The organism is Streptomyces sp. HP-A2021 (assembly GCF_022807935.1).
In the GTDB taxonomy this organism is placed as follows: domain Bacteria; phylum Actinomycetota; class Actinomycetes; order Streptomycetales; family Streptomycetaceae; genus Streptomyces; species Streptomyces afghaniensis.
The window spans coordinates 8,518,145-8,540,881 of sequence record NZ_CP094344.1 but is presented as its reverse complement, the minus strand read 5'-3'; the positions used below and the strand labels follow the sequence as shown (position 1 = coordinate 8,540,881).

General features: G+C 72.2%; 13 protein-coding genes. All 13 read right to left on the bottom strand.

The genetic code is table 11. The features are described 5' to 3' along the window. Positions 1 to 30 precede the first annotated feature (30 nt). Entirely contained in the window at positions 31 to 2,190 is a 2,160-nt protein-coding gene (locus tag MQE23_RS38510) for a hypothetical protein (RefSeq protein ID WP_243381550.1), read from the bottom strand. Further along, on the bottom strand, positions 2,190 to 6,038 hold the full coding sequence (locus MQE23_RS38505) for a putative baseplate assembly protein (protein WP_243381549.1): 3,849 nt from the start codon (positions 6,036 to 6,038) through the stop codon (positions 2,190 to 2,192). The genes MQE23_RS38510 and MQE23_RS38505 overlap by 1 nt, the downstream gene beginning before the upstream one ends. After that, positions 6,035 to 9,145 carry a putative baseplate assembly protein gene (locus MQE23_RS38500; protein WP_243381548.1) on the bottom strand — a complete coding sequence of 1,037 codons (3,111 nt, stop codon included), beginning with the start codon at positions 9,143 to 9,145 and terminating at the stop codon, positions 6,035 to 6,037. Before MQE23_RS38500 ends, MQE23_RS38505 begins: the two co-directional genes overlap by 4 nt. Further along, positions 9,142 to 9,534 (bottom strand): GPW/gp25 family protein, encoded by a 393-nt coding sequence (locus MQE23_RS38495; RefSeq protein WP_020276141.1) that lies wholly within the window; start codon positions 9,532 to 9,534, stop codon positions 9,142 to 9,144. Before MQE23_RS38495 ends, MQE23_RS38500 begins: the two co-directional genes overlap by 4 nt. Continuing rightward, on the bottom strand, positions 9,531 to 9,875 hold the full coding sequence (locus tag MQE23_RS38490; protein WP_020276140.1) for a hypothetical protein: 345 nt from the start codon (positions 9,873 to 9,875) through the stop codon (positions 9,531 to 9,533). Before MQE23_RS38490 ends, MQE23_RS38495 begins: the two co-directional genes overlap by 4 nt. 19 nt (positions 9,876 to 9,894) lie before the next feature. Continuing rightward, positions 9,895 to 10,431, bottom strand: coding sequence for a phage baseplate assembly protein V (locus MQE23_RS38485; RefSeq protein WP_020276139.1), 537 nt, complete (start codon positions 10,429 to 10,431; stop codon positions 9,895 to 9,897). A 75-nt stretch (positions 10,432 to 10,506) separates the two neighbouring features. Further along, the gene (locus MQE23_RS38480) at positions 10,507 to 11,646 is read right to left on the bottom strand and encodes a hypothetical protein (RefSeq protein ID WP_037672464.1); all 1,140 of its coding nucleotides are present in this window, start codon (positions 11,644 to 11,646) and stop codon (positions 10,507 to 10,509) included. Continuing rightward, positions 11,639 to 12,007 carry a hypothetical protein gene (locus tag MQE23_RS38475; RefSeq protein ID WP_243381547.1) on the bottom strand — a complete coding sequence of 123 codons (369 nt, stop codon included), beginning with the start codon at positions 12,005 to 12,007 and terminating at the stop codon, positions 11,639 to 11,641. Before MQE23_RS38475 ends, MQE23_RS38480 begins: the two co-directional genes overlap by 8 nt. 9 nt (positions 12,008 to 12,016) lie before the next feature. Then, positions 12,017 to 12,703 carry a hypothetical protein gene (locus MQE23_RS38470; RefSeq protein ID WP_243381546.1) on the bottom strand — a complete coding sequence of 229 codons (687 nt, stop codon included), beginning with the start codon at positions 12,701 to 12,703 and terminating at the stop codon, positions 12,017 to 12,019. 55 nt (positions 12,704 to 12,758) lie between these two features. Next, positions 12,759 to 13,388, bottom strand: coding sequence for a hypothetical protein (locus MQE23_RS38465; protein ID WP_037672461.1), 630 nt, complete (start codon positions 13,386 to 13,388; stop codon positions 12,759 to 12,761). Positions 13,389 to 13,409: 21 nt separating this feature from the next. Next, a complete protein-coding gene (locus MQE23_RS38460; RefSeq protein ID WP_243381545.1) occupies positions 13,410 to 20,216 on the bottom strand; it encodes a DUF4157 domain-containing protein in 6,807 nt (2,268 codons plus the stop codon). Further along, a complete protein-coding gene (locus tag MQE23_RS38455; protein ID WP_243381544.1) occupies positions 20,213 to 20,548 on the bottom strand; it encodes a DUF4424 domain-containing protein in 336 nt (111 codons plus the stop codon). Before MQE23_RS38455 ends, MQE23_RS38460 begins: the two co-directional genes overlap by 4 nt. After that, on the bottom strand, positions 20,539 to 22,719 hold the full coding sequence (locus tag MQE23_RS38450) for an ATP-binding protein (RefSeq protein ID WP_243381543.1): 2,181 nt from the start codon (positions 22,717 to 22,719) through the stop codon (positions 20,539 to 20,541). Before MQE23_RS38450 ends, MQE23_RS38455 begins: the two co-directional genes overlap by 10 nt. Positions 22,720 to 22,737 lie beyond the last annotated feature (18 nt).

The following is a 22,737-nucleotide window of genomic DNA, read 5'->3' as shown; positions in this document are numbered from 1 at the left end:
GGGTTCAAAGGTCGGTGGCGGGCGCGCGCCTCACGTCACGAAGAAGATCCCGGCGTCGGTGCCCGCGGGCGTGTACTCGGCGAGCCGGGCCCGCAGTCCGTCCTCGCGCTGCGGCCGGTACAGGTCGTGGTAGGCACCCATCTCGGCGCCGTCGTCCGCGCCGCGCCGGATCTCCTCGGGGCAGCGGTCGGCGAGCAGGCCGTACCAGGGCGTCCCGTAGCGCTGGGAGGTGAACAGCGGCTTGATGTCCGCGGCCTGTTCGGGCCGGCAGCGGTGGCGGCGCGGGGTCCTGGAGCCGGTGGGGACGTAGGAATGGCGCAGGCAGCCGATGCCGCGCCGGGCCACGTGGAGCCGGCCCGTGAAGACGCTGTTCTCGGCGATCTTCACCGCGTGCGTGTGGATCTCGCCGATGACGGTGGTGCGGTGCAGGTGCAGCACGGCGTGGGCGTGGCGGCAGTCCGGGGCGGACAGGGCCTCGCGGTCGTCGGCGGTGGCGTCGAGGACGCTGTCGCGGATGTGGATGCCGAGGGGGTCCTCGCCCACCTCGTCGCCTATGACCTCGATGGTGCCGAGGATGCTGTGCTCGACCTGGAGGCAGGCGGTGGTGCGGTCCAGGACGATGCTCGGCTCCTCCGGCGAGTGCGGCTCACACTCGGGCTCCAGGGACCAGCCGGGCACGAGCGTGCTGTGCCGTACGACGACGGCGCCCACCGCACCTGCCACGTTGATGCCGCGCCCGGCGACGAGCAGCCCGTCGAGCACGGCACGCGGCCGCTCGTGCGGGGCGCAGTCGTCGGACACCGCGCGGATGTTGAGGGCGTCGGGGCGGTTGCTGTACCAGTCGAGCAGACGGATGACCGGGCGGGTGCCCTCGGCGGCGCGCAGTTCGAGCCGGTCGCCCGGGTCCAGGTCGAAGTCGAGTTGCTCCTGGTAGGCGCCGCTGTGCGTGATCTCGATGATGCCGGCGGGTCCGGTGCGGTCGGCCCGGCGGTCGTGCTGCCAGGCCCGGTAGGCGTCCATGATCTGCCGGTACGGCTGTCCCGGCCCCACCCGGTAGAACTCCGCGTCCGGCCGCGGTTCGCGGTCGCGCTCGTACTCGCCGCCGCCCATGTCGGCGGCGAACGCGTAGTGGTAGTCGACCCACACGCCCTGCCGGGGCGCGGAGCGCGAGCCGAAGGCGATCCGCCCCAGCTCGGGGTCGACGGCCACCTGGCCCCGCTTCGGCCGGTAGCGCCAGTCCGACAGGTCGGCCACGACGATGTCCGAGGGCGGTACGGGGTTGTCCTCGCCGTCGAGGCGGATCACGAAGCTCTTGCCGGGGCCGTAGTAGTCGAGCAGCCGGTCGTGCAGGAGACGGCGGGTGACGAACGCCGGCACGTTGTCGACGGTGGCGATGTGCGCCGGCGAGGGCTCCGGGAACGGCTTGGTGACCAGCGGGGTGTCGTTGCCGAGGATCGAGAAGGTGTAGAGGTTGCGGGCCCGGTCGATGCAGTAGGCCGGGGTCCGGGTCAGCGGGTACGCCTTCAGCCGCCACACGAAGAGCGCGACGCCGGCCGGGCTCCAGCCGCCCTGCCGGTGCCGTGAGTCGGCGCGGCGGACGTCGACCGTGCGGGCGGAGTTGGCGAACGGGCCGCCGCCGAGGGCGAGTTCGGCGCCGTCGCGCAGGTCGACGAGGCGTCCGCGCGTACCACGCTCCCCGGTGCCGTACAGCTTCACCGGCTGGGTGTGGGCGACCTGCCGGGACAGTTCGACGGCCCGCGCGGGCCAGTCCGCCACCCGCTCGGACAGTTCCTCCAGGAGGTGCAGCGTGCCCTTGCGGCGGCGGCCCGCGACCGTGGCGGCCACGTCCCGGCGCGGGGCGACCGCCTCGGCCAGGGCCGCCCGGCCGCCGTCGTGCAGGCCGGTGGTCAGGACCCGCTCGTAGCCGGGGAGGGTGCGGTAACCGACCAGGTCGCCCAGGTACGGCAGCACCCAGGGGGCCGCCGTCTCCACGAACAGGTCCTCGTAGCCCTGCTGGACGCCGTCGCGGACGCGGTCGAGCTGCTCGGCGATCACCGCGAGCAGTGCGCGCAGCGGCCCGCCCTCCTCGGCGTCGCGCAGCAGGTGCCAGCGGGGCAGCAGTTCGGCGAGCCCGTCGGGTTCCCTGGGCACCACCGGGGCCTGCGTCTCCAACTGGGTGTCCGGGGACATCACTTGACCTCCGTCAGAATCAGGGTGTCCGCGGCCCGGGGCGACAGCAGCGCGAGCTGGGCCGGGCGGATGCCGCGGAAGACGTACACCGACCGGCCCTTGGGCAGGCGCCGGGTGTCGGTGATGTCGGGGTTGAGGCGCAGGAGTTCGGCGAGGGGGACGCCGTAGCGGGCGCAGATCTCCGACAGCGTCTCGCCGTTCTCGGCGCGGACGGTGTGGGTCTTCTCGTCGTACGTCGCCGGGTGCGCCGGGACGGTCGCCCTGGGCGGGCCGGGCCGGGTGAGCAGCTCGGTCAGCTCCTCCGTGGTGGCGGAGGCGGGCACGCCGGTGAAGACGTCGACGTCCACGTAGTCGACGCCGGGCACGGTGTGGGCGGTGGCCAGCACCTCGGAGAGTCGGGCGGGGCGGCCCAGCTCCCGGCCCTCGAAACCGAGCCGGTTCAGCAGGGCCTGCCGCAGTCGCGGTCCCACGGTCTGCCAGGCGTGATCGGGTGCCACCTTCACCTTGGCGGCGATCAGCAGCAGGACCAGTTCCCGGCCGTCCACACGGACCGGGAGGTTCGCGTCGCCGTACTCGGTGAGGGCGCCGCGCAGGGCGCGCAGCGTGTCCGAGTCGGGCGCGATCGGCACGTCGTCCGTGCCCGCGACCGTCACGTGCAGCACCCGCCGCCGCCCGTCGAAGAGTTCGCGCGCCGAAGCCCGGCCGATGCCGGCCCGGGAGCGGGCGAAGTCCTCGTAGTCGGACTCGGAGACCAGCCGGTCCAGGGCCGAGACGGCCAGCGGGACCGTACGGCGGGTCAGGGCCGGGCCGTCGGCGTCCGCGCCGCCGGTGGCGGGGCGCGGGTTGGTGACCGCGGTGACGCCGAGGGGCCGGGTGAGCGGCTGGGTGACGCGGTCCGCCGGGACGTTGGCGGCCTTGCCGGTGCCGAAGCGGTAGCGGGCGCGGATGTTCTCGTGGCCGGAGGGCAGCCGGGCGCCGTGCACGCCGTCGCCGAAGGTCACCGTGGTCCGGCCGTCGGCCGTGGAGCCGGTGATGTAGACCCGCTCGGTCGGGCCGCGTCCGGCGAGGCTGTCGACCTCGTGCCACAGCACACCGTCGACCCGGATCTCCAGGACCGGGGTGGCGCCGAGGGGGTTGTCGTCGGCGAGCCAGGTCAGCGGGGACTGCCAGAGCGCGAAGGTCTGGTTGACGCGGTCCGAGTCGCCGCTGCCGATGGCCTCCTCGCGGCTCTCGCCGTGGGTGGCCTCGACGACGTTGCCGAGGACGCGGACCGTCTCGCGGCGGTAGCGGTGGGCGAGGTCGGCGGTGAGGGTGAGCCGGGTGTGGACGTGGTCGCCGGGGAGCCCGCGGTCCGCGGCGGGGTCGGCGGCGGCGATCGTCACGACCTCCGTGGCCCGTACCCCGGCCGTGCCGGGGATGTCGCTGCGTTCGCCCTCGACGATGAGCGTGCGGCCCGGCCTGAGGCCCTCGTAGAGCTCGGCGAGTTCGATCTCGTTGCCGTGCACGTCCTCGCCGAGCGGTTCGTCGGCGAGGCGCAGCGGCTCGCCCGCGGCGTGCACGGTGGTGTCGCGGATGTGCGACAGGAGCACGTCGAACTCGTCCAGCCAGGGGTCGGCGAGGGTGAGTTCGGTGCCGCGGCCGGTGATGCCGTAGTTGGTGTACGCGGCTGTGCGTACGGCCACCACCTGGGTCGTGACGAACGCCAGCTTCGGATCGCCGGGGACGCCCTTGTCGGCGCCCTTGGCGGGCCGCTGGACCGCCACCCAGCTGCCGACGGTGATGCCCTCGTGCACGGTGTCCAGCTGGAGCGTGCGGCGGTTGACGGGCTCCGGCTTGGTGGCGATGACGATCTCGACGTTGGGTTCGGCGCTGCCCACCGTGTACTTGAGGCTGACCTCGTGCTCGCCGTGCGTGAACTGCTCGCCGGCGCCCGGCCGGAGGGCGATCTGCTCGGACGTGCCGTTGTGGACGCCGACGTGGATCAGGCCCTCGTCGTCGGGCCGGGACACGAACAGGGTGCGCTCGGGCAGGCCGGAGTGGAGGCGGGCGGTGACGCCGGGTTCCTGGGAGTCGGCGGGCCGCCGGTTGAGCCAGCTGAGGTCGCGGTCCTGGCCGGAGCGCACGGACAGTTCGACCTGGCCGGGGCCGAGCGTGAAGGTGACCGGCTGGGTGACCGGCAGGTTCTCCGCGCGCTGGTCGGAGCTGCTGCCCTCGACGTACTGGAACTCGGCCCGGACCGGGGTCTTGCCCGCCGTGTCGTACACGACGCGCATGGTCGCCAGCACCGCTCCGGTCAGCGGCCAGTCGGCGGTACGGATGACCCGGCCGCGGTCGTCCTGAACCGGCTTGAGCGGGGCCGTGGCACCGAAGGGGGCCGTGGTGACGCGCAGGGCGAGCAGTTCACGCAGAAGCTGCGGGGCGCCGGGGGCGGCGGCCGTGCGCCAGGCCGGGTAGAGGCTGCCGAGGCCGGGGTTGAGGGCGGAGAGGAGGCGGGCGGTGTCGGTGCCGGGGAGTTGTCGGCCGAAGGTGCCCACTGGGGCCGGCGTGGTGGCGCGAAGGGCGGGGAGTATGGCGCCCAGGGCTTCCAGAGCGGCGGTGCGCGAGTCGCCCTGAAGGGGCGCGGGCCGTGTCGATTTGCGGCTCCGCCGCGTGGGCGCGACCGGCCCCGGCGGCGCCGCGGGCGGCCGACCACCCATCGACGCACCCTCCTGATCCGTCTGAGCAGGCGCCAACTCCAGTGCCCGCTCGGCGAGTTCGGCGAGCACCGCTTCCAGCTGCTCGAACCACTCCGCCACGTCCTCATACGGCTCGGCCAGCACCTGCGCCTCACCGAGCCGGGCGAGAGGTTCCGCGAGGCGTGCCGCGAGCCGCTCGGGCGTCTTCACACCGTCCAAGTCGTCACGCAAGGGCTCCAGGACCTGGTCCTCGAAGTCCTCGATCAGCCGGCTGACCGGACGCGGGTTGGGGACCTCCGGGGTCGGCGGCTCCTCCCCCGGCTCCCCCGGCTGCGCCGGAAGCGCGGTCCAGCGCCGTACCTCGTCGACGAGTTCCTTCAGGCTCGGCGGCGCCGACCTCGGCAGGGAGATCGCCGTGACGTCGTCGTCCCGGTCGACGCGGGTGTCCGCCACCGGCACCAGCTTGCGCTCGCCGCCGGCGCCTTCCCCGAAGACGAACAGCAACTGGTCGCCGGTCCGCAGGGAGTGCGCGGTGCCCTCGACGAACAGCTCGGAGCGCTTCTCGAGATCCCGCGGGGTGACGAGCGAGGGACGGCGGCGGCGGACCTTCAGCTCGTTGAAGTCCCAGCGGGCCGTCAGATCCCGGCTGGTCTCGAAGGTCAGCGACTCCTCGCCGGCGGACGCGGGCACGCTGTGACTGCGCGCCCCGCGCGGGATCAGCACGTTCTGGGCCTCGGCGCGCGGGTCGCGTTCGAGGGTGTACGCCAGGTGTGTGGCGGCGGCGACGCCGGGGCGCGGCCGGTGTCCGACGAGCCGGCCGAGCAGCACCAGGGAGCGGTGCTCGTTCGCGGTGCGGACGTAGGCCTCGTCGGCGATGCGCTCGGAGTGGAAGGTGAGCAGGTCGCCGAGGACGGCGGTGGCGTCGAGCAGGCCGATCGCCGGGTCGTCCGGGGTGCGGACGGTGAGCCGGTTCAGCGCCGGGTAGGCGGGTGAGGCGAGCCGGTCGAGCAGGGCGGCCAGGAAGGAGCCGTACTCGCCGACGCGGTAGTCCAGCGCGGTGCGGCCGGGCGGGTTGTGCGGCGGGGCCGGTGCGAGGCGTTCGTCGTGGCCGCCCCGGCAGGCGCCGCCGCAGCCGCACTCGTCGGTCGCGGTGACCGGGTGCGGGTCCGTCATCGGGCACCTCCCAGGGATATCGCCAGCAGGCCGTTCTCCGGCCGGTCCGGGTCGTTGTCGCAGGTGGCGATCTCCAGCGGGCCGAGCCGCAGCACGCCGTCCTCCCTCTCTCCTCGGTCCTGTCCGTACAGCCGCCGCAGCCGGGTGACCTCGACGCTCTCCACTCCGGGCACGGCCGCGGCGACGGCGACCAGGCGGCTGAGCCGGACCGGTTCGCCGAAGGTGAGCGCGTCGGGGTGGAAGAAGCCGAGCCGTCCGCCCGGCAGGCGTCCGCTGCCGAGCACGCGGTACAGCTCGGCCAGGATCTGCCCGTGCTGGTGGCCCGGCCGGGCGCACACGGTCAGCGCGACGTCGAGCGGTACCAGGCGGGCGGGGCCCACGACGAGGTCGTGGCCGATGCGCCGGTACGTCTCCAGCGCCTGGGCGACCGAGTCGAGCAGGTCCGGCGACGGGGCGGCGGTGCCGTACGCGTCGATCGCGATGTGCGCCTCCTGGACGCTGCCTGTCCAGCGGAGTTCGGCCGCCGCCCGCTGCACGCCCGGCAGTTCACCCGCGAGGGCCGCATAATCGTCGGCCGTGACGGCGCGCAGCCGGGTGCGGCGCAGGTCGAGCGGGGCCAGCTGGCGTACCTGCTCGACGGGTTCGGGCTGGGTGCCGCCCAGGGCGGGCAACGGGTTGCGTACGGATACGGCCGGGGCCTCGCAACCGCCCTGCACGACGAGGTGGTTGATGGCCTCGGCGCCGACGTTGCCCGCGGTGCCGCCACCGAGCCGGTAGCGCAGGGCCAGCCGGGAGCCGGGCGTGGGCCTCGCGCCGTGCCGGCCGTCGCCGAAGCGCAGGGCCAGGCGGCCGTCGTCCTCCAGTTCGCCCACGAAGTGCCGCTCGCGCGGACCGCTGTCGAGCAGGTCGCGGCGCGGCTCCCAGGTCTCGTCGTCGCCGTGGACACGGACGGCGGGCAGTGCCCGGCGCGGGTCCTGGGCGAGGGCGGCGGTCGCCGAGCCGCGCAGCACCGTCTCCTCGGGGTGGAGGCCGGCCGCGTAGGCCGGGCCCCAGCTGTGCGCGATCTCCCAGGCGATGTGCCCGTCGAGGACCGTGCCCGCGCGGGCCCGGGCGGCGAGGACCTCGATGCGGCGCAGCTTGGTGTCGAGCAACTGGTCGCTTCGGTACAGAAGTTCGCGCAGGGCGCGGACCGGGTGGCGGCGCAGTTCGAGGCGTTCCAGCACGTTCAGGCCGTAGACCACGGCGAGTTCGGCGATCTCCCGCTCGCCGAGCCCGTCCCGGTCGCGGGCGCTGCGCCACAGTTCGACGAGCCGCTGCCGGATCCGGCCCGGGATGGCCGCGATCCGCTCGGCCTGCCCGGCGGCGACGGTGCCGGGGTCGGGGAAAGGCACCGCCTGGGTGACGGGGGTGCGGCCGAGGACGGGGCGGAAGCGGGGCGCGATGCCCGGGTAGACGGACTGGGCGAGCAGGGTGCGCAGCGCGGCGGTCTGGGCGTACGCCGTGCCGGGGACGACCTGTTCGTGCCGCTGCCCGGCGCTCTCCAGGCCGAGGCCGGCGCGGGCGGTGGCGCGCTCGCCGACGACCTCGAAGAGTTCGCGGACGTCGTCGGGGACGAGTGCCCGGCCCGACTGCGTCCGTTCCGTCAGGGCGTTGACCAGCCGCGCGGGCGCGTTGCCCTCCTCGGTGTCCCGGCAGCCGAACGCGGGAGGGTCGCAGGGGGCGGTCACGGCGGGTACGGGCGGCACGGTGACCGTCTCGGGCAGCCCGGTCAGGGTCCGGCCGTGGTCGACGAGGACGACGTTGCCGCGGGCGAGCGTGACGTCCTCGACGGGCAGGCAGTCGCGTCCGCCGCGGGTGGTGAGGCAGAGCGGGAAGCGCAGCGCGTCCTCGGGGGCCCAGGTGACCTCCAGGACCGGCTGGTCCTCGATCCGGTCCAGGCCGGGCGTGACGGAGGTGAGGCGGACCGCCTGGCGGTGGGCGGGGTCGGCGTCGCCCGGGGTGCCGGTGCGGGGGCCCTTGACCTCCTCCAGGACGATGACGTCGCCGGGCTTGAGGTCGAGGCGGCGCTCGCGGCAGGTCTCCGGATCGACCCAGGCGTCCCGCAGGGTCGCGGCGGTGGCGCCCTTCGGCAGGGTGCACACCTCGCCGCCCCACGTCCACAGCCGGATCGTGTTGTGCGCGACCCGCAGTTCCAGCGGGTCGGTGGCGACGACGGGTTCGAAGACCTCCACCGAGCCGCGTTCGTCGAGGTCGCCTAGCTCGGTCTCGTCGATGACGGTGCCCGGCTCGGGGCGGTCGTGCGGGTCGAGGCTGCGCACGTCGACGGAGGCGAAGCGGAAGGTGCCCGGGGCGAGCGTCCGGTCGTCCGCGGTGCGGACGGTGACGTAGGCGCGGGCGTTGCAGCCGTCGTGCATCGCGTAGTCGATGAGCCGGACGTGGCGGCGTACGGAGACACGGCGGCGGGCGGTGTCGAGGTAGGCCTCGGTGGCGACGGCGTCCTGCTGGTAGCTGATCTGGTCGCCGGTGTACGCGAGGAGTTCGACGAGGGTCGTGCCCAGATCGGCGGGGTTGCGCTCGGCCCAGTCGGGGGTGGTGAGCGCGAGCCGGTCCAGGAGCAGTTTGCGGATGGTGTCGTAGTCGCGGGCGGTGTAGTCGATGACGGGCGCGGCGGGGAAGTCCTGCTCCGGCCGGTCCTGGTCCTTGCAGTCGAAGGGGGTCGGGCAGTCGGGCCGGAAGGAGAACGTGGCGCTGTGGTAGCGCTGGTCGAAGCCGCGGTACGGCTCGGTGCCGGGCCGTCCGTACGGGTCGGTCTCGACGAGGGAGAGCCGGTAGCGGGAGGTGTCGCCGGCCTTGTCGAGGGTGACGAAAAGGCGGTCGTCGAGCTCGGGGTCCTCCTCGCGTTCGACGCTGACGTCGACGACGGTGATGCCGGTGATGCGCCGGCCGCCGTCGATGCGGACGTTCTCGGGGCCGAGGCCGTGCGGGGCCTTGCCGAGGAAGGTGACGGTGAGCAGCAGGCCGTCGTCGCCGGCCTCCACGGTGTCGACTCCGTTGAGCTGGGCGGCCCGTACGCGGGCCCGGCGGGACGTGGTGGTGCCGGAGGTCATGCCGCCCTCCCTTCGAAGACGTCCTCGTGCCGGGTGCCGGTGGCGCGCAGGGCGTACGACAGGTACACGCGCACGACGTGGTCGTCGCTGACGACGTCGAGAGCCTCCACGTCGATGAGGTCGCCGAGCCAGCTCTGGAGCGAGGCCTGCACGGAGAGTTCGAGGGTGCTGATCAGTTCCGGGCTGTTGGGCGTGAACACCAGGTCGAGGAGCCCGCAGCCGAAGTCGGGGCGCATCACGCGCTCGCCGGGGCTGGTGAACAGCAACTGCTCGATCAGGTCGTGGACGTGTTCGCCGTGGCCGGCGTGCGCGGTGCGGCCACGGCGGTCCGCGCGGAACGGGAAGGCGATGTCGCTGCGGGGGCGTGTACCGCGGCTCGTGGGACTCATCGGACGGTGACCTTTCGCTGCGTGCCCTGGACGACGGGCGGTCCCTGCGGGACGAAGGCCGCGGTGAAGCACTGGGCGGCGGAGATGTCGAGCAGCACGGGCGCGCCGTCGACGGTGATGCCGCTGCTGTCCGCGGTCCAGCGGACCGTGACGCACGGCATGGGCACCCGGTCGACGGTGTGCGGGCAGCCGGTGACGACGTAGCTGTGCGCGGTGGTGGCGACGGCGGCGCCCGCGACGCGTACGCCGCCGGCCGGTGGAGTGGCCGCCGTGACGCGTCCGCCGTGCGGGCAGCCGATCACGGCGGCTGCGTCCAGCAGACTCCCGGATGTTCCGGACACGTTCTTCGTTCCCCCGTTCCTATCGCTTGGACGCGACGGTCAACTGGCCCTCGTTCACGTCCACCTGGTCGCCGCGCAGGGTGATTTCCGCGCCCAGGCCGTTGGAGATGACGATGGCTTCCTTGGTGATGCGGATGTACGCCCCGCCCTGGGCCTGGAGCAGGATCCCCTGGTCGGTGCCGGGCGGATCGCTCATCACGATCTTGTGCGCCTCGGGTGTCTGGACCACGACGGGCTTGGCCTGGGACGCCGGCTGGACGAGCCGACGGGCGTCGGGCGGCAGCTCGGCCTGCTCCCCGTACCAGCACCCCGTCCACACCGGGAAGCTGGGGTCGCCCTGTTCGAACTCGACCCACACACCGGCCCCCGGCGACGGCACCACGAACTGCCCGGCCTGCGGCCCGGTGAACGGCAGACAGGGCAGCGCCCAGGTCGACGGCTCGTCGCCCAGGACGTCCGGGACCTCGACGGTGATGCGGCCGATGTGCAGTGGATCGTTGTTGTCCACGACCCGTCCGCGGAACTTGCCGAGGTAGCGATTGCCGGGTGCCGCCATGTGAACTGCTCCTGGTCGTGATGATCGGTTCGGGTGGATCAGGGCCCTGACGCAGGGGCCCGAGGTAGGCGCTGATCAGGGCCTGACGTAGGCGCTGCGTGCTTCGAGTCCCTCTCGGGAGAGCGTGAAGTTCTGCCGGAAGGAGCCCGGGCGCAGGGTGTGCGTGACGGACTTGACGTAGTAGTCGCCGTCGTAGGCACGGCCCGAGCCGCGCACGCCGACCAGTTGGCGGGGCTGGAGGATGTAGCCGTGCCGGTTCACGTCGAGCGAGCCGGAACCGGAGATGACGTCGGCGGACACGGCGGCCCGGGCGAGCAGTTCGGCCTCGGCCTGCTCCCGCTGCTGTTTGGCGGTGCCGGAGAGCGTCCTGCGTTTCAGGGCGGGAGTGGGCCGCCTGCCCAGGGGCGGCCGCAGCGGGCTGATCGGCGGTTGCGGCAGCAGGGTCGACTGCCGGGTCCCCGGGTCCTGCCAGCGGGCCTGCGGCTCTTCCCGCGCCGTCCCGTCGTAGGCGAAGGTCAGCTGGTCGACGGTGGAGTTGGCGTCCATGTTGACGTTGAGGGCGTGCTGGCGGATGCCCAGCCGGACCTCGGGCCCCCAGCGTGCGCTGGACTGTCCGGGGGCCGGGCCGGGCTCCAGGTAGAAGGTGTAGCCGTTCGCCCGGGCGAGCTCGTTGATGTACTGGAGGTCGGTGCCCGTCTGGTAGTGGACGCGGAGGTCCTGGTGCGGGGGCTGGGTGACCTTCTCGGTGTACACGTCGGGCCGGATGCCGTAGTCGGAGTAGCGGCGCAGGAGGGTGAGGACGCGCTGCGACGGCGGCATGTTGGGGTACCGGTCCGTGCGCTCCTCCAGGTCCATGACCAGGGCCAGGTCCTCGCCGGTGACGGTGAGGGTGGAGTGGCCCGGCTGGTTGCTGGCCCCGACCTCCTGGCGCACGATCAGCCCGTCGAACAGCACCTCGGGGGTGCCGCGGACGGTGACGGTCACGACGAGACGCGTCTTCGGATCGAAGAAGCCCTCGGGCAGCAGGGTGCGGTTGATGAGGCCGTTCTTGGTGAGGTCGAAGGCCAGCTGGAAACCGCTGCGTTCCCCCGCGGTGGCGGTGATCTGGGCGGACAGCAGGGCCTCGGTCACCTCGGCGGGGACGGGACGCACCAGCTGCGGTCCCATGTGCAGCGTGATGTGAACGGGGCCGCGGCCCACGGGCAGTTCAGCCACGCCGCTCCCCCCGCGGGAAGTGCCCGGCTAGCGGGATGTCGACCTCGCTGCCCGGCTCGGCGGTCAGCTCACGCGGGTCCAGTACGGGGTTGGCGTCGGCGATCTGCCACCACTGGCCGGGGTCGCCGAAGTAGCGCTGGGCGAGGAGGTCGGGACGCTCGCCCGTGCGGACGGTATGAGTCTGGGTGTCCTCGCTCTCCTCGAGGGGCGGAAGCAACCGGCGCTTGGTGTAGCGCACTTCGGTCCCGTCGGGCTGCCGGTGCACCCCGATCTCGGCGTCGTGATACCGGCTGGTACGCGGGTAGGGATGGGCCCCCGGTATCGCGTCGAGCGCGTTCTCGTACGGTTCGATGCCGGCCATGTCCGGTGCTCAGCCCCTTCCCACCGTGATGTCACCGGGCCTGAGCCCCAGCGATCCGAGCCCCGCGGTGCGTGCCGCGCCGGCGAGGCGTTCCTTCTGCGCGAGGTGCGCGTAGTACAGCTCGGCGCCGGGGTGGCCGAGCGGCAGATCACTGACGGTCAGCACCTTGAAGCCGATGCTCAGGGAGGCCCTGATGGGGTTGAGGTGGACGTCGAAGGCGGACTCGTTGATGGACAACTCGGTCAGCCGCACGGGCATGACGCGCTTGCTGCCCCAGGTGAACAGGGTCAGCGGCATCTCGATCGGGCTGATCTCGATGGTCCCCTTCTTCGACAGCCGGCTCGCTTCCCTGAGCTGCGCGGAGGTCGGCTGCACGAGCATTTCGAGCACGGCGAGCTGGGGGTGGATACCGTCGGGCGCGGCGATCTCGAACTGGTCGGTGGCGTCGATCTCGGCGGTGAACTTCCAGGTCTCCTGAGCGGGGCCCTTCAGTCGAAGGGCCTCGTTCCGGTCCCCGTTCCCGCTGCCTCCTCCCCCGGAGTCACCGCTGCCGCCTGCGGACTGGGGCGCGAGGCTGCGTTCCAGGGTGTCAGGGTTGAACTGGAGGACGATGATGCGTTGGGGGGTGCCGCGTTCGGGGTCCACGAGGACTATTCCGGAGCGGATGGGCTTGGGGATGTCTGCGTAGCGGGTCATGGCCTGACCTCCGTGCGTCGGGCGGGGTTCGGGTCATCCCAGGCGGGGAGGAGAGTCACCGTCGTGCATCCCATTTCTCCCGCAGGGGTGTGTAGTCGCAGTCCGGAAACACCTGCGGCAGGACGTCGAGCATTCTCGCTATCCGGTCGGCCGTCCGCTCGAACTCCCAGTCGTCGAGCGGTGCCTCGGTGTAGAGGTGCTGCCAGCCGAATGCCCCCTTGGTGAGACGGAGGAGTTCCATGTATGTGGTGTAGTCGAGATCCAACCGCCACAACCCCCGTACATGGTCGGAAAACCACATCTCGGGGGTCGTCGCCCCAGACTGCGTTCGGATCGCGACGAATGATCCAGCACCTGTGAACGGGGCATCGTCGACGACGTGCAGTTCCGCTCCGACACGCTGCTCCTCGTCCGAGTAGAGAGCAGGGTCAAAACTGGGCGGGTCCTCGCGCACAGCCTTCGACAAAGGTGTGAGAAAGAATTCACCGGTGACCAATGGATACGGCTCCACAGTCTGCCACTGACTTCCGAACTCGGAGAACCGAAGGCTCCGCTCAGGAACAGGAGCGTCGGCGTCCTGGAGCAACGGCCCCCGGGTGTCCCGAAGTACTCGCACTCCAGCATGCTGTCGGAGCTCCTCCTGGACACGGACCCATTCCTGCTCCCACTGCGTCAAGTTCTGCATTCCGCTTTCCCTTGCCATCACCTAGAAGGTCAACCACTTGTTCCGGGCGGCTCTCCGGAGCCTCCTGATGACCTCCGCCTTGTTCTTGTGACTGCCGCCGGTGAAGGTCTCGTCCACTTCCCCGGAGGAGAGGTGCTCATCCTTGTTGAGAGCCCTGGCCAGGGCGGTCATGTTCTTGAACGTCCTGGTTTTCCGCATCCGGACGATTCGCTCGGCGAAGTACATGCTGATGCCCGTCGCCCTGCGGATCGCATGCGCGTCGGCACTGTTCACGTTGGCGGAATGCGGCGCGTAGTCCTGCTGTTCAGGCGGCGGCATGAAATTGCGCGGCCAGGTCACCGTGGCCGGATCCCGTTTCCAGTGGCTGCCCGTATAACTGTAGCCGCCCCACATGACCTTGATGGAGCTCGGAAATCCGGGGAAGGTGTCATCACTGTAGTAGGAGATATTGACGTCGTACCAGATCATGTTGTTCAGCTTCCCCCGCCACTTGGACTTCCGCACCTCCTTGCCAAGGGCCCGGGCCGCAGGGTGTTCCACGGCAATGGCGGCTTCTTTGTTCTGAGCCCCGCGTGCGGGTACCAGGTTGGAGGTCGTCGCGTCGCCTCCCAGGGGCGCGGGGAGCAGATGCATGCGCACCCATTTGCCGCCCGCACTGTACGGCTTTCCGTCCGGGCCGCGCTCGTCGGCCACCATGTCCCAGCCCACGGGCAGGGCGTCCGGCGACTCATCTGCTTCCGTGCCCCTCTTGAGGGGTTCGTGGATGTGGTGCGCCTTGAAACTCGGCGCCTTCACGCGTCCATTCGTGAAGGGCGGGAGTTTCGTCGGCGGCAGCGCGGGCTGGGTGTTTTCCGGGGCCGTGCGGTAGTCGATGTGGTCCGCGGTGTCGGTTTGCCCGTTGGTGACCTGCTGGCTGGGGTTCAGGCGCGCCGTGATGGTGAATTTCTGGTCGTTCGACTTACTGAGGGCTGTGAGCCGGTAGTGGGCCCGCAGCCGTTCGCGCATGGCTTGATGGTCCGACTCCGCTATGCCGCGCTCCAACTTTGCGTTGATGACGGGTCGAATGCGGGCCACGATCTTGCGCAAGCGGTCGTTCTTCGACTCCTCCGAGTTCTCTTCCTTCTTCCTGTCGGCTTTCTCCGGCTTCGACTTGGGCCGGCCCGGCCCGGCCTTCTCCGGTTTCGGCCTGGTCTTGTCGCCGTCCTTCCTGCCCGGCCTGTCCTTCGGCTTCCTCGGCCCCTTCTGGTCCGGCTTGGGCTTGGTGCCGTCCCCGTCCTTGTCCTTGGGCTTGTCGGGGTCCTTCGGCTTCGTCGGAGCCTGGTTCCTGGGCCTGCCCGGAGCGTCCTTGTCCCCGTCCTTGGGCGTGTTGGGGTCCTGCTCCTTCGGCTTGTCGGGCGTTGACTTCTCGCCCTTCGGCTTGGTCGTGTCCTGGTCGGCGTCCGGCTTGGTCGTGTCCTTGTCGGCGTTCGGCTTGCCCGGGGCGTCGTCCTTCGGCTTCGGCTTGGTGTCCGGCTCGGGCTTCGGCTTCGGCCTGGGTTCCGGCTTCGGCTTCGGCGCCGGCGTCGGGCGCGTGTCCGGCTTGGTGTCGGGGTCCTTGTCCGTCTTCGGGCGGGCCGGCGCGTCGGGGGCCGTGGGCTTCCTCGTGTCGACGGGCTGGTCCGGCCTGGGCCTGCCCGGAGTCGTGTCCTGGTCCTTGGCCGGTGTCTTCGTCGTCGGCTTGTTCGGGTCCGCCTTCGGCTCCGGCTTCGCGTTCGGCTTCGTGCCGGGGCCCGTGGCCCTGCCCGGCTTCGGCAGGGTGTCGGTGGAAGCGGGCCGGGCCGGCTTCGGACCGGCCGGCTTCGGGTCGTCGCCCCGGGCGGGCTTCGGCCTGTCGCCGCCCTTGTCCGGCTTGCCGAGCTTCGCCGCCACGCCCTTCAGGCGGCGGCCGACCTTCGCGACGTACTTGCCGATGCCGCTCAGGAGCGCCTCGTAGGCCAGTTCGAGGAGCGCGACGATGCCCGCCGCGACCGCCTTGGCGAAGAGGACGCCCGCGCCGCCCTGGCGGACCGCCTTCAGCCAGTCGAGGACCGCGCCGATGGCCCGCAGGATCTCGCCGAGGGCGCCGATGGCCGTGCGGATCGCGTCGATGACCGCCGTGACCCAGCCGGCGCCGGGGATCAGCTTGGCGATGACCTTGGTGATGACGATCTCGCCGATGATGAAGGGGAGCTGCGGGACGATGGCGTCCCACGTCTCCTTCACGATCTTCTCCAGGGTGTAGCCACCCTTGATCAGCTTGTCGAGGATCGCCTTCGGGATACCGATGATCTCTTCGATCTTGGACTGGAACCACGACTTGACCGCCGCCTGGACCTCGCGGAACAAGTGGTTCTTCGCACCGTCCACGGCGGAGTTCTTCGCGCCGCTCAGCCAGCCGCCCGGGTCGGAGAGGAAGTCGACGGCGATCATCATGAACTCGCCGAGCCCGGCCAGGAGTTTAGAGGCGTAGTCGAGCACCATCTTGACCGCGTCCACGACCGCCTTGATGACGTCCATGAGCATCTTCTTGAGGATGTTCAGGATGTCGCTCAGCAGTTTCGCGATGGCGTCCAGCAGATCGGAGATGATCTGCTTCAGCTGCGCCGCGAGTTTCGTGACGAACGCGATCGCCGCCGCGATGAGGTCGGTGATGAACTTCCTGATGCGGTTCGCCAGTTCGATGACGGCCCGGACCATCGCCTTGGCGAACTCGATCAGATCGTTGATCAGGTTCTTGACCGTGTCGACGATGAACCTGCGGGCCTCGTTGATCCAGCGTTCGGCGTTCTCCTTGAAGTTCTTGATGAAGTTGACGACCGCGTCACGCGCCGCCCGGATGATCCGGACGATCGCGTTCTTGATCTCGATGACCTTCTCTTTGAGCCATTCGAAGGCCTTGGTGACCCAGTTGCCTGACTCCTTGGCGGCCGTGTCGGTCTTGTTCTTCGCGTCCGACTCCGCAGTGGTGGCCTTCTCCTGGATCTTTGTGTCGCTGTCCTTCTTCTCCTGCTCGACGTCGTCGTCGGTCTTCTTCTCGCGCTCCTTGACGTCCTTGCGTACCTTCTCGTGCTTCTCGGTCTTCTTCGTACCGAGCTTCTTGAGCTCCGCGTCCTGCTCGGCGCGCCAGTCGGCACGCTGCGACGTGACCTCGTTGAGGGCCTTCCCGCGCTCGCTCGTCTGCGCGTCGGTGTTCTTGCCGACCTCGCTGTCGACCTTCTGCTTGTGCTTGTGCTGCGAGTCGCGGAAGTCCCGGTCCTTGGCCTGCCGGCCCTCGGACATGCCCTTCTGGCCCTGGCTGAACGCCCGTTGGAACTCCGGGCCGCGGTCGTGCTCCGCCACCTCGGACGCCGCCTCGGCCGGCACGGCGCCGGTCCCCGCGCCCTCAGCCCCGGGCACGCCGCCCTTGCCGCCACCCTGCTGTCCCGGGACCTTCCCCTTCAACTGCTCCCTGGGAGCGTTGGGGTAGACCTGGTTCTCGCCCATCGGGCGGGCGGCGTCGTCCTTGCCCGTCGCGACGGTCTCCTGGCCCTTGCTGTCGACCGCTGCGCCCTGCTCGCCGGCCGTCTGCTCGGCCGCGCCCTGCATCTCCACGCCCGGCGCGTTGCCGGCCTGGGCCTGCTTCAGGGCTTCGTCCTTGGTGGGCAGCCCGGCGAACTTGGCGGCCAGCTCCTGCGGATCCACCACCGGTTCGTCGGCGCCGAAGAGGCTCGTGACCCCGTTGACGATCTTGGCGCCGACGAAGCCCAGCGCCATCTTGAAGGTGTCCCAGCCGCCGGGCTCCTCGGCCTTCTCCGCCTCGATCTGGCCCTCGGGCTTCTTCTCGCCCTTGACCTCGGCCTTCTCGTCCTTGGGTGCCTCGGACTTCTGCGCCGGATCCTGCGAGTACTGCGCCGGTGCGCCGGCCTTCGGCTTGCCCTCCAGGGTCTGCGGCGCGCCCGCCGGGCGCTGCATCGACGGCGGGGCGGCGGCGAGCTGCTGGTGCTCGTCACCGACCGTGCGGTCCACCGCTCCGCCGACGCCGCCCATCGCCTGAAGTGCCTTGTGGGGCTTGAGCTTGGCGGCCGTGGACAGGCCCGCCTCCGGGGAGACCTGGGAGAGGTTCGGCGCCGGTGCCGAGTCCTTCTTCTTGCCCTTGCCGGACGCGGACCCCTTGCCGCCACCGACACCGCCACCGGCAGCACCGCGACCGCCTCCGCCGCGCGGTGCCCTGGGCGCGGGCGCGGCCTTGGGCTCCGGTGCCTCCTCCGAGGCCTTCGGGGCGTTCTTGGGGACTCCCTTGGAGGCTTGCGCGGGGGCTTCCGTCGGCGCCGGTGCCGAAGATGGTGCAGCGGGGGCCGGAGACTCCGGCGCCTTCGTGGGCGACGCGGCCGCCGGCGCCGAGTCCTCGCTCCTCGTCGGCCCCGCGTCGGGCGCCCCGCTCTGCGTCCCGCCGGCCGCCTCGTTGCTCGCGCCGCCCGGGGTGTCCGCGTTGGAACCGCCCGTGACATGCGTATCGCGTGCGGGGGACGGGGACTTGGCTTCCGCCGACGGCTCCTCGCCGCTCGCCGAGCCGGCGGCACCCTCCTGCGCCTGGCCGGTGGTGGCGCTGCCCTTGGACGCCGTGTCCGGCTGTTTCTGCTCGCCCTTGCCCGCGCTCTCCGGCGCTGCCGCCGTACCACCCGCCGCCTTCTGGGACTGCTTCTCCTGCGCGCCCTGGTCCTTGTCGCCCGCGGCCCGGGTGTTCTGCTCCTCCTTGGCGGCGGTCTCCTTCTCCGCGCCGCCGCCCTCGGAGTTGCCGGGGGCATCCTGCACCGTCTTCTGTGCGGCGACGGGCCCTGCCTTCGGGTCGTCTCCGCTCTTCGGGTCCTTCGACGGTGTGCCGGGCCCGGGCCGGGACGCGGCGTCCCGCCCGGCCTCCGGGCCGCCGAGGAGGCTGTCCCCCGGGCCGCCCTCGGTCTCCACCGACGGGTCGGGCTCCGTGGGCGCCGCGGCGTCGGGCTCCTCGGGCTCCAGCTCGGCCGCCTCGTCCTCGGCGTCCTCCGCGTCACGTTCGGCCTGCACCTTGTCGGCCCTGGTCACGGGGGGAGCCGGGAACGACGGGACGGACTGCCCGCCGGAGGAGGTCGGGTCGAGCCGGTCCGCGGTCGGCACGCCGGACACGTCCGGGTCCTGCTCCGGCAGGAAGTCCTCGGGCTGGAGCTTGACGTCCCAGGCGCTCTTCTCGACGCCGCCGAGGTCCACCTCCGACTCGCTGCCCGAGCCGAACGGGTCGTCCTCGGCGGTCTCCTCGGGCCCTTCGAGATCCTGGTTGCGTACGCCGTCGAGCCTGCTCGTCCTGCCGGGCAGCTCGGTGTCCTTGCCCGCCGCCGTGGCCGGACCCGCGGGCTTGTCCTTGCCGCCCTTGTCCTCCTGCTTCGGCTTCTGACCCGCGGTGAGCTGCTCGGCTGCTCCCGGGCGGTTCCTGGCCGCGGACTCCTCCTTGCTCGCGGCCGCCGCGCCCTGCTGACTGGTCTCCTCCGTGCCCTCCGCGCCCTGCTTGTCCCGGCCGCCCTTGTCCCCGCCGCCGTCCTGCTTGCCCTCCTGGGGGCCCGCACCGGAGCCCTCGGACTTCTGCCCCCCGGCCTGCCCGGCGGCCTCCGCGGAGGCGCCGGCCGGCTCGCTCGTGGCAGCGCCCCGGCCCCCGGCCCGCCCCGGCTGCTCCTGCGACGCGGCCGGCGCGCCCTCCTGGCCCCCGGCCGTTTCCGGCTTCTGGCCCCCGGCCCCTGCGGTCTCCTGCCGTCCCCGCGGCGCTCCCCCGCCCTGCGGAGTGCTTCCGCTCTCCGCGGTCCCGCCGTTCTGCGGGGTGCTGCCAGGGGCGTTCTCCCCCTCGGCACGGTCCTTCTCCGGTCCCGGTGCCAGGGCCGGCCGCTCCTCCCGGGCCTGCTCCTGCTCGACGGAGCGCTGCTCGCTCTCCCGCTCCTGCCGCAGTTCCTCCGCCGCGTCGGGCTCGACGGCCGGGGCGTCGAGCGACGGACGCTCCGCGTCACCGCCGAGTGCCGCGTCGGCCTCGATCTCCTCGACGAGGTCCAGCACCTTGTCCTGCTCCGAGCCGAGCAGCCTGTCCTCCAGGCGCTCCAGGACCCGGTCCAGCAACTCCTCGGGAAGGCGGACCAGTTGCTGCCGCGTGCGCTTGGAGAGGTCTTCCGGGTCGGCGCGCAGCGATCGTACGAGCGAGTTCGCCAGGCGGTCCAGCATGGTGGCCGGATCGATCTGCTCCAGCCGGTTCCGGTCCGCGTCCACGGTGGCGTACCGCAGCCAGCCCGGCGTGGCCTGTCCCGCCTCCAGCTCCGGGGCGCCCGGGGCGGACCGGTCGTTCCCCGCGGCCTGCGGGCGCGCGAGGTCCTGCGCGACGGACTCGGCCTCCTGCTCGATGGCCTGTTGCGGCAGGCTGACCGCGCCGAGTTCGCGCCCGGCCCGCAGCGCGCCCAGGCCGTGCGGGTTCTGCACGGTGTGCAACAGCTCGTGGGCGAGCAGGCGTTGGCCGTCCGTCGTGCCGGGGCGGTAGGCGCCCTCGCGGAAGAAGACGTCCTGGCCTACCGCGACCGCGTCCGCGCCGAGCAGCTCGGTCAGCTGCCCGGCCTCCGGCCCGGTGTGCAGTCGTACGCGGCTCAGGTCGTGCCCGAGCTGCTCCTCCAGGTCCCGCCGTACGCCCGCGTCCAGGGGCTGCCCGGCGCCGCTGACGATGTTCTTGGGCTCCGGGCTGCGGGCCTTGGCCGCCTTCTCCCTGCGCTTGCGGCGGCGCTGCTCGGCGGACTGTTCGGAACGGGAGTCCTGGGTCGGGGACGCGCTCATCGGGTCACCTCCCCGCGGCCGGAGAGCCCGGCGTGCACGGCACGCGCCAGTTCCTGGCCGAGCCGGCGCGAGGAGAGCCCGGCGGGCAGCGGCGGCAGTCCGGACAGCGTGTCCACGGTCAGGGCGCCGTCGGCCGCCAGCGGCACGCCGTGCTCGCGGACCAGCCGGTCGAGTTCACGCTCGAACGCGGCGGAGACCCGGTCCGGGTCCACGCGGAAGCCGTCGAGGACGAGTTCGCCGATGTCCACCCGGATCGCGCTCGGCGCGTGGTTCCCCTCTGGGACCCGGCCCCTGCCCGCGTTCCGGCTGCTGCCGTCCCAGCTCACACCCATCCGCGAACCTCCGTCGGCGTCAAGGAGCGCTCCAGCTTCAGGTATTCGGTCCGGGCCGCCGCGGCCATGTGCCGCATCTGCAGCGCCTCGCCCTCCTCGGCGGCCAGGAACGCCCCGGACAGGGCGATGTTGCGGATCGAGCCGCCCGCCACGGTGAGCTGGGCGAGCAGCCGCGGGTCGAGGTCCTTGACCGGAGCCTGCGGGGGCAGCACGCGGCGCCAGATCTCGGCGCGTTCGTGCTCGGCCGGGAAGGGGAAGTCGACGACGAAGCGGATGCGCCGCAGGAAGGCGTTGTCCAGGGCCTTCTTCATGTTGGTGGTGAGGACGGCGAGCCCGCGGTAGGCCTCCATCCGCATGAGGAGATAGCTGACTTCGAGGTTGGCGTACCGGTCGTGGCTGTCCTTGACCTCGCTGCGCTTGCCGAACAGGGCGTCGGCCTCGTCGAACAGCAGCAGCGCGCCGCCCGCCTCGGCGGCGTCGAAGACTCGGCGTAGGTTCTTCTCGGTCTCGCCGATGTACTTGCTGACGACCTGGGAGAGGTCGATGACGAACAGGTCGAGGCCGAGTTCCTTCGCCATCACCTCGGCGGCGAGCGTCTTGCCCGTGCCGGACCCGCCCGCGAACAGCGCGGTGACGCCGAGGCCGCGGCGCAGGGTCTGCGCGAATCCCCACTCCTGGTGGACGGTGGGGCGCTGCCGCACGTGCGCGACGATCTCCCGCAGCACGTTCGTCTGCCGCTCGTGCAGCACCAGGTCGTCCCAGCCGGCCCGCGGTTCGATACGGCGGCCCAGCTCGTCCATGCCCATCCGGGCCTCGTCCAGACCGGCCCGCCAGGCCAGCTGTACGGCGTCCAGCTCGTCCTCGTAGGGCAGTTCGCGCCGTACGGTGGCGGCGGCGGAACGCACGACGTGCGGGGGCAGCTGGAACTGCGCGACCAGCGACCGAAGTTCGCCGTCGTCGAGGTCGGCCACGTCGCGGAAGGCGTCCGCCCACAGGTCGAACTGCTCGTCGTCGTCCAGGGGCGGCACGGACACGCGGGTTCCGTGCGGCCGGTCGCTGCGGCGCGGGTCGGCGCTCGACACGACGACGGGTACGGCGGCCCCGGCCAGGAACGCCTCGGTCGCGGCCCGCTGGTCCCGGTCCAGCTCTCCGGCCTCGACCAGCAGCGCGGCGGGCAGCAGGATCGCCTCGCGCTGCCACAGCCGGGCGAACCGGTCGCGCTCGGCGGCGTCGGTGGGGATGTCCTCGGCGCTCATGGTGTACAGGCCGAGTCCGGCGCGTGCGGCGCCCGCGGCGGCGATGTCGGCGCGGCTGCGCAGGTCACCGCCGACCAGCTCGACGAGCAGCGGCGCATCCGGCCGGGCGCCGTCCGCCCAGCCCGCCGCGACCCGGCTCGCGGCCACGTCGTACGACGGCGGCAGCCGGTCCGGTACGGGGGTGCGGCGCGCCTGGCCGTGCAGCCGGGTGTCCAGGTAGGGCGAGCCGAGCAGGAAGTGCAGGATGCGCTCGTCGAGCCGGAGCCGGGAGGTCGTCAGCCGGGTCTCGTCCTCCAGTTCGACGATCCGCCAGCGGCGCAGCGGCGACACCGGGGTGAGGGCGCTCCAGTGGGGTTCGGCCAGGGCGGCCAGGGCCAGCGAGAAGGTCGGGTGGGCCCGCTCGGGGTCGGCACTCGCGGCGGCGCAGCGGGCGGCGGTCGTGGGTTCGAGTTCCTGAGCGGCGGTGAGCACGACGAGGTCGCGCTCGAAGGGTGTGAGTCCGAAGCAGGTGACGAGGGCGTCGAGGGCGGCGGTCCCGGGACCGGCGGCGGTGACGGGGGCGGCCCCTTGGCCGGCGGTGCCCTCAGTGACTGCCGCTACCGCGGTGTCCCCGGACGGGCCGCCGCCGTCATCGGCCTGGGTGCCGGGAGCAGCCCCGGAGGCCGAAGCCGCCCCAGGCCCCTGAGCTGAGCCCGCGGCCGCAGCGGCCCGGGACGCCGGAGCCGGCCCCGAGACGGAAGTCGCCCCAGCCGCCGAAGCCGCCCGAGACGCGCCACCGTCACCGCCCCCGGCCCGCTCCGCATGGGCGTCGACGCGGGCCAGAACACGCCGGATCTCGGCGGTCAGTGTCGGTCCGCCGGTGTGTGCGGCGGCCGCCCGCGGCTCCCGCACCTCGTGCGAACCGTGCGCTCCCATGTCGTCTCCTGCCCCCGT

Excerpts from the sequence above, each read along its gene's own strand:
- MQE23_RS38510 (WP_243381550.1), bottom strand. The coding sequence starts at position 2,190 with ATGTCCCCGGACACCCAGTTGGAGACGCAGGCCCCGGTGGTGCCCAGG.
- MQE23_RS38505 (WP_243381549.1), bottom strand. The coding sequence starts at position 6,038 with ATGACGGACCCGCACCCGGTCACCGCGACCGACGAGTGCGGCTGCGGC.
- MQE23_RS38500 (WP_243381548.1), bottom strand. The coding sequence starts at position 9,145 with ATGACCTCCGGCACCACCACGTCCCGCCGGGCCCGCGTACGGGCCGCC.
- MQE23_RS38460 (WP_243381545.1), bottom strand. The coding sequence starts at position 20,216 with ATGAGCGCGTCCCCGACCCAGGACTCCCGTTCCGAACAGTCCGCCGAG.
- MQE23_RS38485 (WP_020276139.1), bottom strand. The coding sequence starts at position 10,431 with ATGGCGGCACCCGGCAATCGCTACCTCGGCAAGTTCCGCGGACGGGTC.
- MQE23_RS38495 (WP_020276141.1), bottom strand. The coding sequence starts at position 9,534 with ATGAGTCCCACGAGCCGCGGTACACGCCCCCGCAGCGACATCGCCTTC.
- MQE23_RS38475 (WP_243381547.1), bottom strand. The coding sequence starts at position 12,007 with ATGGCCGGCATCGAACCGTACGAGAACGCGCTCGACGCGATACCGGGG.
- MQE23_RS38465 (WP_037672461.1), bottom strand. The coding sequence starts at position 13,388 with ATGCAGAACTTGACGCAGTGGGAGCAGGAATGGGTCCGTGTCCAGGAG.
- MQE23_RS38455 (WP_243381544.1), bottom strand. The coding sequence starts at position 20,548 with ATGGGTGTGAGCTGGGACGGCAGCAGCCGGAACGCGGGCAGGGGCCGG.
- MQE23_RS38450 (WP_243381543.1), bottom strand. The coding sequence starts at position 22,719 with ATGGGAGCGCACGGTTCGCACGAGGTGCGGGAGCCGCGGGCGGCCGCC.
- MQE23_RS38470 (WP_243381546.1), bottom strand. The coding sequence starts at position 12,703 with ATGACCCGCTACGCAGACATCCCCAAGCCCATCCGCTCCGGAATAGTC.